Source organism: Acidaminobacter hydrogenoformans DSM 2784 (assembly GCF_900103005.1).
Classification (GTDB): Bacteria; Bacillota; Clostridia; order Peptostreptococcales; family Acidaminobacteraceae; genus Acidaminobacter; species Acidaminobacter hydrogenoformans.
Map to the genome: position 1 here is coordinate 36756 of NZ_FMWL01000002.1, position 13595 is coordinate 50350.

Here is a 13595-nt window from a genome sequence, read left to right on the forward strand (position 1 = left end):
CCCTGGGGAAGAATCTCCAGGGCGTTTTAATGTGTTTGGTTTTAAAATAAAACGAGGTGAATTTGACCTCTTAATGACTTTACATTTTTCTGAAGACACCTTTGACAACGCCGAGAATGGACACTTCGTCTACAATGATAGGCTCCATGGAAGGGTTCTCGGGTTGAAGCCTGTAATTTCGCTTTTCCTTGTAGAAGGTTTTTACTGTAGCGCTGTCTTCAATCAGAGCGACGACAATGCTGCCGTTGGCTGCGTCCTGCTGTTGACGTACCAGCACGTAATCCCGGTCAAAAATGCCCGCTTCGATCATACTTTCGCCTTGGATCTGGAGCATAAAATAGTCGCCCTCAGACACAAAAGAGGAGGGGATAGGGAAGCGGTCCTCAATATTTTCTACAGCGAGTATAGGTTTGCCTGCGGTGACCTGGCCCACTACCGGCACAAATGCGGTGTGACGCTGAAGATCAATAATTTGCTGTGCGCTGACCTCTGCAGCCGCTCCATTTTTTCTGTCTCTATTGTCTTGATCCTCTATAATAGTAATCGCACGGGGCTTCGTTGGATCCCGGCGAATAAGGCCCATTTTTTCCAAATCTCCAAGATATCCATGAACCGTGGATGGCGACTTTAAATTGACTGCTTCACAGATTTCACGGACTGAAGGTGGATAACCTTTGGCCTGAATCTCTTGCCGGATGAAATCATAAACGGCGCGCCTTCGCGGCGACATAGTGTTTTTCATTTCGAGCCCCTCCATTTCCGTTATTTTAGCTACAGTATACCATAGATTTGGTGGGGGTTCAAACATAAGTTCTATTTATATTTTATTGCATATCTCGCATTATCAATGCCTCTATAAGTTTTTTGATACATTTGTTCTTATTTCTCTTGGTCAATCACCACAAATAAAACATTTGTTCTAAATTTTACTTTACACCGAACAAATGTTTGTGTATAATAGAATCAAGATACAGAACAAACGTTTGGAGGTGCAATACCCATGACACATACCATGACAGCAGCAACAGCATCCGGCACTTTTCACCGCAGCGGCAGCCGCTTAAAGGAAAAGACTATTGCCATACCTTCTGGCATCCGTCCTGAGGGTTGCACACCGCAAAAACGTCCTGTGTCAAAGCAACGTACATACGCTCGCAGGAACGCCCGTAAATCAATCCCTGCAGGCTTTTGGATGGCACTGTTTGCTTGGATCATTGCCATCTTCATCATGAGCGGCAATCTCAATGAAACCTTTTCGCTCGCTGAACCCAAACCACAGCTTATGGAGATCCAGGTTGAAAAAGGGGACACCTTATGGGGGATCGCGCAGGCGCTTAATAATACAGTTTTTAATCATGAACACGATCTGCGTTATCTCATTTATGTTATTGAAGAACATAACGGCCTGAACAGTCCAATCATTCAGCCAGGTCAAATCCTTAAGATTCCTCTGGATTTGTAGGTTTTGTAGGACGTTCAAATTTCAAAGCAAAAAAACAGCACATTATCCCAATAAAAGCGGGGTAATGTGCTGATTATTTATTTAGGTATTTTCTTTATTTAGGCATTTTCTTTATTCAATCTTCTTCAGTACTTTCCTGTACTTCATTCTCAGACACAGACTCCGTATTTTCGCTACCCTCCGGAAGCGCTTTGTAATTCGAGCGGATGCCCTTGTCAAATTCGTCCAGCAGCTCGTATTTGTTGACAATCTCCCGCTTGAGATTCTTTCTGTGAGCCGCATAGAGCTGTGTCGTCGTGACATTGTCGTGATCCAGGAGACTCTGAACATCATAAATGGAAAAGCCATACTCAATCAGGGAAGACGCTGCTGTAGCCCTGAGTTTATGTGGGCTGTAGCCATCCTCCCGCGCCGTTCCAAGGGGGATAGAGGTGTACTTCTTAACCAGCTGCCGGATGGCCTTAACCGTCATCCTGGTGCCCTGCAGGGATAAAAACAGCGCGTCCTCCTGGCCATCCTGAGGCTGGAGCTGTTTGCGCTCAAGCTCTATATAATCCTTGAGCACAGACTCAATGGACCGGTTGACAGGCATATTGACTTCCTTGCCGCGCTTTCTGTAAATCTTGAATTCGCCACGGCCAAAATGGAATGAGCTTAGGTTGAGCTGTTCAAGCTCACTCAAACGCAGTCCATAAGTTGTAAAAAGCATCAGAATGGCTTTGTCACGATATTTTGTTTTCTGCCAGTATTGAAGCTCTTTTTCAGTCAAGCCTTTACCGGTTTCCACGGCGTCCAGCATGACCGCGACCTCATCTATTTCCAATTTTTTTATGGCGTCCGGTTGAGGCTTTGGAAGCTTGATTGGATTAAAGCCGTCTGTAATATTTCGCTCAATGAGGCCTTCACGGTAAAGATATTTGAAAAAGACACTTAAACTGGATCTTTTGCGTCCAAGGGATTTACTGTGATTTTCCATCAAGTAATCATTCTCTTTGCCTGAGACAACGTATCTGGCGCAGTATTCACCCATATAATAGTTGATGTCCCTGGCGTGCAGCTTATTCAGGGTCTCCAGCTCAATTTGAGAGGGTTCCTCCGCGGCAGTCATCCGGGTTTCATTGACTATATACCGAAGAAAGAACTCCAGATCTCTAAGATAGGCCAAACGGGTATTCAAGGAAACAGCGTTCTTCAAATAAGTAAAATAGGGGCTTAAATAATGGGGGAGTTTGTGTTCAATAGCTTCACAGAGTTCAATGCGGTCATTTTCCTGGAGGACAATGTTGTCAGGCTTTGAGGATTTATTGTGGATTTTAATGGTTTTACGGCTCATTGAATTTACCTCCAAAAGGTTGGGCTTCGGGGATACAGTACAACACGTCATAAGGATAAATATAAATCTGTTGAAACACAGGATTACAGCATCTCTAAATTTGACGAAATACTGCGAAGCGCAGTGATTGAATTCAACTAAAGCCAATCAGCATCTGCGCTGACAGCTGATAGCTGACAGGTGAGAGCACGGGATAAGAACGCCATGGACTGACAAGAATAACGCCATAGCACTATAAACCAAAAACCCGGAAAACCCAGGGAAATCATAATCCAATTATAACGTTATTATTTTCCCCGGTCAACTATTCCCTAAATATACATTTAAAGAATAGTTGAAATAGAAAGCTATAGCCCGCTTTCGCGGGCTATCTGTGCTTATACCTTCAAATCCTGCGCCTGAACCAACTCTGCTTCGTGACGCTTTAAAATTGGATTAATCTCATTCTCCACAAATTCTACAACTTGCTCCGGCGCGCGCCCAACATAGTTTTCAGGCTTTAATATTTCTTTGAGCGCAGCTTGATCCAGCTTAAAGAAATCATCCTTTAATATACGCTCAATCAAATCATTGCTTCGACCATAAATCTTAACTTCCTTGCCAGCTTCCATTGAATGCACTCTGATGCGCTCATGCAGATCCTGGCGGTCTCCGCCGGCCTTAACGGCTTCCATGATGATATTTTCTGTCGCCATAAACGGCAGCTCAGCTTCGACGTGGCGTCGAATCATTTCCGGATAAACCACCAGACCTGTTACCACATTCAGCGCGATATCCAGACACGCGTCAATAGCCAAAAATCCTTCAGGAATGGAAATTCTGCGATTGGCAGAATCATCCAGTGTTCTTTCAAACCACTGTGTACTTTGAGTCATAGCACTATTTTGCGCATTCGCGATTGCCAAACGGCTGAGAGACGCTATACGCTCAGAGCGCATAGGATTTCTCTTGTAAGCCATTGCCGAAGAACCAATCTGATGCTTCTCAAAAGGCTCTTCAACTTCTTTGAGATGCTGCAGCAGACGCATATCATTTGTCATTTTATGCAAAGACTGACCAATTTGCGACATTGCATTCAAGACTCTGGAATCCAGCTTTCTTGAATAGGTTTGACCGCTGACAGGAATAGATGCTTCAAAGCCAAATTTCGAAACGACAAGACGGTCTAAGGCCTTAACTTTTTCATGATCCCCATCAAACAAGCTGAGAAAGCTTGCCTGAGTACCTGTTGTCCCCTTCACGCCCCGCATTCTGAGCGTTTGAATGGCAAACGTGACTTCTTCATAATCCAGCAGCAAATCCTGCATCCAGAGTGCTGCACGCTTGCCTACGGTTGTCAGCTGAGCTGGCTGAAAATGCGTAAATCCAAGGGTTGGCAGATCCTTATATTCCAGAGAGAAAGCTTTAAGGCCCGCGAGCAGACTCGCCAGCTTTCTTTGGATCAGTTCCAAAGCTTCCTTCATGACGAGAATATCTGTGTTGTCCCCTACATAGGCACTGGTCGCACCCAAATGAATGATCGCTCTTGCCTCTGGGCAAGCATCCCCATAAGTATGGACATGTGCCATAACATCATGTCGCAGTTTTTTTTCATAGGCGGCTGCCAGCTCAAAATCTATATCCTCGACATGAGCTCTCATAGACTCCAGCTGTTCCTCCGTAATCGAGAGACCAAGCTCTTTTTCTGCTTCTGCCAGCGCAATCCAAAGCCGTCTCCAAGTTGAGAACTTCTTTTGACTGGAAAAAATCATGGACATTTCTTTACTGGCATAGCGGGTAATCAATGGATTTTCATATACTTCACTCATACAGGCACCTCTTTCAGCTCTATTTTATCGAACATTTACTATCGATTTGTGTATTAAGTTCGTTTTTATTATACCGAACTTTTAATACGGATTCAAGTCATCCTGAAAGGTTAATCCTTTTCAAAAATTAAAAAGCCCTGGATCTTTTCAGATCCAGGGCAGTCTTCACAAAATTATCTTACGATTTCAATGTTTTCAGCTTGTGGGCCTTTTTGACCTTGAGCAACGTCAAACGTTACCGCTTGGCCTTCTTCAAGAGTTCTGAAACCAGTTGAATTGATTTGTGAGTAGTGAGCAAAGATATCCTTGCCATCTTCTGCAGTGATGAAACCGAAACCTTTGTCTGCGTTAAACCATTTTACTGTACCATTCATAATGTGTACCTCCTAATTTTTAGTCTTAAACCTTTGCAATGAATATAACAGAGACTTTTTAAAATTAGGGGGACCAATGAATGCTCACCAATTCTAAAAACACATGTCAAATCATTTGCTCTTAATTTAAGCAACAACTTATGATACCATCTGAGCAGACAAATGTCAAATATTTTTGACAAATATTTTACATTTACACGAAGCTTCAAGGCTTAAGGTCATGTTGATCAGACAGTTTACAAGAGCCGTTCTAATAGAGTTTACTCAACGGCTTATTTACTCAGAAGTACTATCCTCCTCAAAAAACTCATCAATCAACGCGTCTGGCAAATCATGTCCAAACGCCTCAGCAGCCAGTTTTCCAAGCAGCTGATAGTAGGATGGCGCAATGGTAGGATGATAGCTCTGGGGATGTTGAACTTTACCAAGCGCTTTCAACAAATCCAGAGAACCACGAGCGGATAAGGCGCGTTGATCCAGACAGGCACAAGCTTCATTCAGATGCTCACGAGCATATTTATAACCTTTTCTCAGTTCAGAAGCCATGTGTAGGACATGGGCGGTGAACAGTTTATCATATTCTGCCTCGTCCTGAACCTCATCCAGCAGCTTCATGAACCATAGCGCACTGAGTTCTGCGCTGTGAGCGGTCAGGTGTCTGCCGCAGCGCTCCAGCGCCATCTGCAAATAATTTAAAGTCTCCCGGCCTGCGTCTTCATGCTCTGATAATTTAGCTCTGGTCAGCAGCAGCTCAGGCACCATGGCGTCATTACCTCTCAGTAACCGCTCTGCCGTCTCAAGCTCAACGTGACAGGCCTGAATATCTCCTGCGGTTAAGGCTGAATAGAGCTTTGCTCGCCCCTTTGACGCCTCTGACAGTGCCGCATCTTCTGCTTGATTGAAATAACGCCGTGCAGCAGAAGCTTCTCCAGACACTAAAAGCGCACGTCCTGCCAATAAGATCAGCTCAGATCTCCGTTCTGGATCATTGACAGAACCTGAGCAGATTGAAAAGCTATTCAGATCTCGTAACAACTTTTCTTTTGTGGACGTTTTCCTCTCGATCCAGATCATCCTGGCAAGAAGCATGGCTTTAAGCTCAAAGTCGTCCGCTTTGAGATCCAACTCATTCAGGCATAGCAAACCTCTGTTTAGATAGGCAAGTGCCTTTTCATTTTCCCCGCATGCATCACGATATAAAGACAATCCGTAATAAACTTTTGCCATAAAAATTGGCACCGCATTGCAGGACTTGGCAAGTTCATGCAGCACCTCAGACATCTGCAGCTCACAAAGCCTGTCATAGCTGCACAGCTCGATCATGTATCGATCTATCAGTTCTTCCACTTGCGCCTGATCTGACTTATATAGATTTCTGAAATCCTGCCCTAACTCCCGGGTCAACCGGATTTTAAATGTGCTCGACCCTAAATTCTTGTGTGTCAGATATTGATCCACGGAGGATTCGCTCATATCTATTTTTTTTGCGAAGGTTTTCAAATCTCCGTAATCCAGTTGAATCCGCTCTCGAATCTGAAGTCCTGGAGACTTGACGACTAAATCATTTTTCTTGAGTCTTTGCATATCTGGTTCACCTACCCAACCTCAACCTCATGACTGTGCGCAATCTACAAATGTTGACAAGAATACAACTGGTTTACATATAAAAAGCAGGAAACTGGTACATCAAACGGGCACCAATTTCCCACTATTCATCATTATTTTGGCTGTACAATCAATTTAATCGCTGTTCTCTCTTCTCCATCAATTTCAATGTCAGTAAATGCTGGAACACAAACCAGGTCAATACCTGATGGGGATAAAAACCCTCTTGCTATGGCGATTGCTTTTACAGATTGGTTGATGGCGCCTGCGCCAATAGCTTGAATTTCTGCATGTCCATGCTCCCTAATGACACCCGCGAGTGCACCTGCAACTGCATTGGGATTCGAATGTGATGAAACTTTTAGAACCTCCATATCTGCCCTCCTTACTGAATCGGATCCCATATTAGTGGGTGTATGACTTGATACCCTTTTGTCAGTTATTTAAGCTCAATTCTTGTTCTAAGTAGAGACAGATTTAGCCTGAACTATCAACCGAATAGCGGTGCGCTCTTCCCCATCAATTTCGATATCCGCAAAAGCAGGGATAAAGACAATATCAACGCCACTTGGAGCTAAAAACCCTCTGGCGATAGCGATTGCCTTTACGGATTGATTGATAGCCGCAGCCCCGACAGCCTGCAATTCAACTGCGCCATGCTCCCTGAATACACCGGCTAATGCGCCGGCAACGGCGTTTGGACTGGATTTGCCCGATACTTTGAGAACCTCCATAAATGTGCCTCCTTTGGTCACTGATAAACATTGACCCGACTGAAATTTTTGTACTTTAATTGGAAGTGAATTGCAAAGTAGAGCTGTTAAGTAGAATTATACCCATAAATTTATTTTATGAACATAACTTGGACAAAAAAGGCAAAAAAAAACATAAAATCCAACCCGAAGGTATGGATTTTATGTGATGTTCAAAGTCAATTTCCAGTGCCTGACTATTTTGCGTAGTCGACGGCTCTGGTCTCCCGAATTACGCTGACCTTGATTTGGCCCGGGTAATCGAGTTCGTTTTCAATGCGTTTGCGAAGGTCCTTCGCGAGCAGGACGAGATCATCATCCGTGATGCGCTCAGGGAGTACCATGACGCGTATTTCACGACCGGCTTGGATCGCAAACGACTTTTCAATACCTTCATAGGAATTCGCGATACCTTCAAGCGCTTCGAGGCGTTTGATGTAGGTTTCGAGGGTTTCCCTTCTGGCACCTGGTCTTGCGGCACTGATGGCATCCGCTGCAGTGACGAGGACAGCCTCAACAGTTTGAGGCTCATAGTCGCCATGATGCGTGCTCATTGCGTGAATAACTTCGTTGGATTCACGGTATTTCTTAAGAAGGTTCATACCAATCTCAATATGGGTACCTTCCATTTCATGGTCAATCGCTTTGCCAATATCATGCAGGAGACCTGCGCGCTTGGCAATTCTGACGTCTGTTCCCAGCTCCGCCGCCATAATGCCGGAGAGATAGGAGACCTCAATAGAGTGACGAAGGACGTTCTGGCCATAGCTTGTGCGATAGCGCAAACGGCCGAGAAGCCTGATCAGCTCAGGGTGGAGATTGTGTACACCAGCGTCAAAGCAAGCGTTCTCACCGGCTTCTTTGATGGTCTGATCGATTTCTTTTCTCGCTTTGTCGACCATCTCTTCAATTCTCGCAGGATGAATCCGGCCATCAACGATCAGCTTTTCGAGCGCGACGCGGGCAATTTCCCTTCGAATAGGATCAAAAGATGATAGAATAACTGCTTCTGGTGTGTCGTCAATGATTAGATCGACACCCGTCAATGTTTCAAGTGCACGAATATTTCGACCTTCCCGACCGATGATTCGGCCTTTCATTTCATCATTCGGCAGTGCCACGACTGAGACAGTCGATTCAGCCACATAGTCCGCAGCGCATTTCTGAATAGCGTAGGCAATAATTTCCTTAGCCTTCTTGCCGCCTTCTTCTTTGGCTTTCGACTCAATGTCCTTGATCATAACGACTGCGTCGTGCTTGACTTCTTTTTCGATGTCGCTGAGGAGGTGGCTTTTCGCCTCTTCCACAGTCAGCCCTGAAATGCGTTCCAATTCCTGAACCTGGGACTCATAGAGCTTTTCGACCTCTGTTTGCTTGACTTCCACGTCTTTGATTTTTCGATTTAAGTTTTCATCTTTCTTCTCGAGATTTTCAGACTTTTTGTCCAGCGTTTCTTCCTTCTGCAATACGCGCTTTTCCATGCGCTGCAGCTCAGCACGCCGTTCTTTGGTCTCTTTTTCGAGCTCATTGCGCAATTGATGTACTTCTTCTTTCGCTTCGATCAATTTTTCCTTTTTTAACCCTTCAGCGTTCTTTTCAGCTTCGAGAACGATTTCCTGCGCTCTGAATTCAGCAGAGCCTATCAGCTTTTCCGCAGTTCTCTTTCGAAGTGTCATGCCTATGAGAATGCCTATGGGGATCATAGCGATAATGGCAATGATATAGTAGATCTCTTTAATCGTGTTCACCTCCCTTTGAAACGTTATGAGACCAGCGCAGAAAGAGCACTGATCTCATACAATTGTATATCTTTTGATTTATGCTGTCAAGAAAGGTAAACTGCTAAAACGCTTGATTTTAGACGTTTCAAGACAATTAATTAGTATATTTGAATTATTGGTCAAGGTCTGCTTCTGAACCGGACCCTTCCGAGTCTGCAGCTTCAGGCATATCCACTGTAGGCAGCTCCGTCATCATAAAATGGGCGCGCACCTTTTGATCGATCTCCTCCATCAAAGTGGGATTTTCAATAAAGAGTTTCTTGACGTTTTCACGGCCTTGTCCAAGCCTTTCACCCTCATAGCTGAACCATGCGCCGGCTTTGTTGACTATACCAGCGGTAACGGCGACATCCAGGACACTGCCTTCCTTGGAAATACCTGTGCCATACATGATATCAAACTCAGCCTGCTTGAACGGGGGTGCCACTTTGTTCTTGACAACCTTGACCCGCGTCCGGTTGCCGACCACTTCGTTATCCTGTTTTATAGAGTCAATTCTTCTGACATCAAGGCGTACAGATGCATAGAATTTCAGGGCATTACCGCCCGTAGTCGTCTCCGGGTTGCCAAACATAACGCCAATCTTCATGCGCAGCTGATTGATGAAAATGACACTTGTATGAGATTTGCTTATAATCCCAGTCAGCTTTCTCAGTGCCTGGGACATGAGACGGGCTTGAAGGCCCATATGGCTGTCCCCCATCTCCCCGCTGATTTCAGCCTTTGGTACGAGGGCTGCGACCGAGTCGACAACTATAACATCCACTGCGCCGCTTCGAACCAGGGCATCCACAATCTCAAGGGCCTGCTCACCAGTATCCGGCTGTGACAAAATGAGGTTATCCGTGTCAACGCCAATTTTTTTAGCGTAGACTGGGTCCAGAGCATGCTCTGCATCTATAAACGCCGCTATTCCGCCTCTTTTTTGAGCTTCTGCCAGAATGTGAAGTGATACCGTAGTCTTACCTGAGGATTCAGGTCCGTAGATTTCAATAATCCTGCCTTTTGGAATTCCGCCTATGCCGAGGGCAATGTCCAGCTCCAGGGCCCCGGTTGGAATACTCTCAATATTAGTTCTTGCGCTGTCATCACCTAAGCGCATGATTGAGCCCTTACCGAATTGCTTTTCAATTTGACTCAATACATTGTCGAGCGCTTTTAACCGATCTTTGTTGTCGGGCATCGCCATAGAAAGTGCACCATCCTTTCAATAAGAACAAATGTTCTTATTTAATTATACTCGATTTGAAACCAATGTCAACGGTCTTTCTAAAACGTTTCCACCTTCAACCACTGAATCGCCTCATAAAACGCCTTCATTGCCGACCCCATTCTGACACGTTCGCGGTTACCTGTAAAAATTTGTTTAAAGGTTCTGTGCTCTCCAGAGTTTGCGTTGTAAAGATCCATATAAACCAAGCCTACGGGCTTTTCAGGCGAGCCGCCCTCCGGTCCCGCAATGCCGGTTACCGCAATGGAAAGTGCAGCACCACTGATCTTGGCAATGCCTTCTGACATAGCCTTCGCAGTTTCTTCAGAAACAGCGCCAAAGGTTTCCAAAGTTTCTGCAGGGACACCCAGGACTGAGGTTTTTATAGCGTTGTCGTAAGCGACGACACTGACCCCAAACACCTCTGAGACGCCAGAATGGGCAACGAGCATGTCCGCCATCATCCCGCCGGTACAGGATTCAGCCAGCGCAAGCTTAAGACCCTTGTCGCGAAGGTGGTCGAAAAGAACCTCGGAGAGCTCCGCGTCGCGCTCCGCGTAAATATAGTCGCCAATACGGCGGCGGATTTCCTCGACCACCGGTTCAAGAAGTTTGAGGTTTTCAGCCTCACTGGCGCCGGAAGCGGTTATCCGCAGCAGCACTTCGCCGGTCTTGGCATAAGTTGCGAGGGTTGGATTCGTCTGCCCGGAGAACAAGTCCGAAAGCTTGTCCTCCGTCGAGGATTCCCCCAGACCAAAGATCTTGAAATAGCGGCTCGTTAAAACCTGTGAAACCCGCTGACGCAGCCATGGCATCACTTGATTTTCAAACATTGGGCGCAGCTCTCTTGGAGGACCCGGCAGCAGAACAGCAATTTTTCCGTCCTTTTCGAGAATGAACCCCGTCGCTGTACCGTTTTCATTCCAGAGAATCTCCGCGCCCTCAGGCACATAGCACTGACGGAGATTGTTCGATGTCATAGGGCGGCCAAAGCCCCTGAAGCGCTCTTCAATATCCGCGCGAATCTCCTCCGAAAAATAAAGCGGCACGCCAAACCACTCTGCAAAGACCTCTTTTGTCAGATCATCTTCTGTGGGGCCAAGCCCGCCCGTGGCAATAATCAGGTCTGATGCTTCGTAATAGTAGCCAATCATTTCCCCAAGCCGTGTGGTATTATCCCCGACAACCGCATGATACAAAACACCAACGCCAATTTCATGAAGCTTTTGTGACAAATAATAACTGTGGGTATTCAGCGTCGAGCCAACCAGCAGCTCAGTCCCTACATTAAGTATAGTCGCTTTCATAACGATTTCCCCCTAAGCCTATTTGAGAGCGGCGCGATTTTTGTAAATATAGTCGTATCCGGAAATCAGCGTCAGTCCCGCCGCCAGGATCATGAGCAAATCCGCTACAGGCCAGCCCATAGCCTCAAAAGGCCAATTATTAAAGAGAATTAAAATGATGGCGATCATCTGAACATTGGTCTTGACCTTGCCCCACCAGCTAGCCGCTATAACGATTCCCTCGCTGGCTGCAATGGCCCTGAATATACTGACAATAAACTCACGGGCTATAATAATCATGACAATCCATGCAGAGACTTCGCCCAGCTGGACAAAGCATAAGAGCGCGGCAGTAACCAGCAGCTTGTCTGCCAGCGGATCCATAAACTTTCCAAAATTCGTGATCAAGTTGAGCCGGCGAGCCAGATAACCGTCCACAAAATCCGTCAGGGAGGCAAAGATAAAAATCCCGGCGGCAATCCAGCGTCCGTTTGGCATATCACCCAGCAAGAAGAACATGAATACCGGGATCAGCACCATTCTCAGTATGGTCAGTTGATTGGCAATATTCATCATAGGATCAGATCTCCAATCAGATCATATTCCATGGCATCTGCAATGCGAACCTGAACATAGGTGCCAATTTCAAGGTCCACCTCAGCATCAGTGGGTACATTGACATAGACGACGCCGTCGATCTCCGGGGCATCATATTGGGTGCGCCCAATATAGACGTCCTCGTCCTCCACCGCTTCTTCGATCAGAACTTCCAGTGTCAGCCCCACCTTGTTTGCCATCAGTTCTGAAGAGATACCCATTTGAATTTCCATGATCCGGTCCCGGCGCTCCAGTTTGAGTTCATCCTCAAGCTGCTGAGGCAAAAGTGCCGCAGGTGTATCCTCCTCCTGGGAATACGGAAAGACTCCGAGCTTATCAAAGCTCGCCCATTTTACAAAGTCAGCCAACGCTTCGAACTCTGCTTCCGTCTCACCTGGAAAGCCTACAATCATGGTTGTGCGGATCGCAATATCAGGAATTCTGGCCCTCAGCTTTTCGATCAAAGACCGGATTGCCTCGCCTGACGTCCTGCGGTTCATCCTTTTCAAAATATTGTCGTCAATGTGCTGTACAGGCATGTCAATGTAATGCGCGACCTTTTCACAGCTGGCAATGGCTTCAATCAGCTCGTCATTGATGATGTCCGGGTAACAGTACTGAAGCCTGATCCAGCGCAGTCCCTCAATTTCGTTGAGCGCATACAGCAGGTCAGCAAGCCTGTATCTCAGATAGCGGTCAATGCCATAACGGGTTATGTCCTGAGCTATGATGATCAGCTCCGTAACCCCATCCGCCACAAGTGCCCGGGCCTCCGTCAAAATATCCTCAAAGACACGGCTCCTATAGCGCCCCCTAAGCTTTGGAATAATACAATAGGTGCACATATTGTCACACCCCTCCGCGATCTTCAGGTAGGCCTGATGCTTTGGCGTCAGCATGATCCGCGGCAGCGCTTCAGAAAATTCCTTATCAATGCTCGCCATTTCCACAACGGTACCCTGAGATTTTAAGACCCTGTCAATGACCGGGATTAAAGTATCGAAACTGCCGGTTCCCACCAGAGCGTCGATTTCAGGAATTTCCAGACGGAGCTCCTCAGCGTAGCGCTGGGCCAGGCACCCTGTCACCACCAGCATTTTACAGCGCCCCGTTGTCTTGTACTGCGCCATCTCCAAAATAGTATCCACAGATTCAGCTTTGGCACTTTCAATAAAGCCGCAAGTATTGACGACTATGACCTCGGCGTGCTCAGGGTCCCCCGTGAGCAAATAGCGTTGCTGGTCCAGCAGGCCAATCATAATTTCGGAATCCACTTGATTTTTAGCACAGCCAAGGGTTTCTACATAAACTCGATAATCCATGAGCGTTGTCTGCTCCTTCCACGATATTCCATATGGTATATTTTGTCAATACTCATCCAAAAGAA

General features: G+C 46.2%; 13 protein-coding genes. 1 reads left to right on the forward strand and 12 read right to left on the reverse strand.

Annotation, left to right across the window (positions count from 1 at the left end; genetic code table 11):
* Window positions 1–79: 79 nt before the first annotated feature.
* Window positions 80–742, reverse strand: a complete 663-nt coding sequence (lexA, locus tag BLP63_RS02055) for a transcriptional repressor LexA (protein ID WP_092589230.1) — start codon at window positions 740–742, stop codon at window positions 80–82.
* 258 nt (window positions 743–1000) lie between these two features.
* On the opposite strand from lexA, the gene BLP63_RS02060 reads away from it, so the two are divergent.
* Window positions 1001–1462 (forward strand): LysM peptidoglycan-binding domain-containing protein, encoded by a 462-nt coding sequence (locus BLP63_RS02060; RefSeq protein ID WP_092589231.1) that lies wholly within the window; start codon window positions 1001–1003, stop codon window positions 1460–1462.
* A 115-nt stretch (window positions 1463–1577) separates the two neighbouring features.
* Here the strand turns inward: BLP63_RS02060 and BLP63_RS02065 are convergent, their stop codons facing one another.
* From BLP63_RS02065 to rimO, 11 genes are all read right to left on the reverse strand, one after another.
* On the reverse strand, window positions 1578–2795 hold the full coding sequence (locus tag BLP63_RS02065; RefSeq protein ID WP_092589232.1) for a tyrosine-type recombinase/integrase: 1218 nt from the start codon (window positions 2793–2795) through the stop codon (window positions 1578–1580).
* A gap of 377 nt (window positions 2796–3172) precedes the next feature.
* Entirely contained in the window at window positions 3173–4603 is a 1431-nt protein-coding gene (gene purB / locus BLP63_RS02070) for an adenylosuccinate lyase (protein ID WP_092589233.1), read from the reverse strand.
* Window positions 4604–4776: 173 nt separating this feature from the next.
* Window positions 4777–4980 carry a cold-shock protein gene (locus BLP63_RS02075; protein ID WP_242870774.1) on the reverse strand — a complete coding sequence of 68 codons (204 nt, stop codon included), beginning with the start codon at window positions 4978–4980 and terminating at the stop codon, window positions 4777–4779.
* 273 nt (window positions 4981–5253) lie between these two features.
* Window positions 5254–6561 carry a hypothetical protein gene (locus tag BLP63_RS02080; protein WP_092589235.1) on the reverse strand — a complete coding sequence of 436 codons (1308 nt, stop codon included), beginning with the start codon at window positions 6559–6561 and terminating at the stop codon, window positions 5254–5256.
* A gap of 134 nt (window positions 6562–6695) precedes the next feature.
* Window positions 6696–6956 (reverse strand): stage V sporulation protein S, encoded by a 261-nt coding sequence (locus BLP63_RS02085; RefSeq protein ID WP_092589236.1) that lies wholly within the window; start codon window positions 6954–6956, stop codon window positions 6696–6698.
* Between the two features lie 87 nt (window positions 6957–7043).
* The gene (locus BLP63_RS02090; protein ID WP_092589237.1) at window positions 7044–7316 is read right to left on the reverse strand and encodes a stage V sporulation protein S; all 273 of its coding nucleotides are present in this window, start codon (window positions 7314–7316) and stop codon (window positions 7044–7046) included.
* A gap of 215 nt (window positions 7317–7531) precedes the next feature.
* Complete coding sequence (gene rny / locus BLP63_RS02095) at window positions 7532–9073, reverse strand: ribonuclease Y (RefSeq protein WP_278278116.1); 1542 nt, start codon at window positions 9071–9073, stop codon at window positions 7532–7534.
* A 154-nt stretch (window positions 9074–9227) separates the two neighbouring features.
* Window positions 9228–10298, reverse strand: coding sequence for a recombinase RecA (gene recA, locus BLP63_RS02100; RefSeq protein WP_092589541.1), 1071 nt, complete (start codon window positions 10296–10298; stop codon window positions 9228–9230).
* Between the two features lie 86 nt (window positions 10299–10384).
* Window positions 10385–11632 carry a competence/damage-inducible protein A gene (locus BLP63_RS02105; protein WP_092589239.1) on the reverse strand — a complete coding sequence of 416 codons (1248 nt, stop codon included), beginning with the start codon at window positions 11630–11632 and terminating at the stop codon, window positions 10385–10387.
* An 18-nt stretch (window positions 11633–11650) separates the two neighbouring features.
* Entirely contained in the window at window positions 11651–12184 is a 534-nt protein-coding gene (gene pgsA, locus BLP63_RS02110) for a CDP-diacylglycerol--glycerol-3-phosphate 3-phosphatidyltransferase (RefSeq protein ID WP_092589542.1), read from the reverse strand.
* Entirely contained in the window at window positions 12184–13530 is a 1347-nt protein-coding gene (gene rimO, locus BLP63_RS02115; RefSeq protein ID WP_092589240.1) for a 30S ribosomal protein S12 methylthiotransferase RimO, read from the reverse strand. Before rimO ends, pgsA begins: the two co-directional genes overlap by 1 nt.
* Window positions 13531–13595 lie beyond the last annotated feature (65 nt).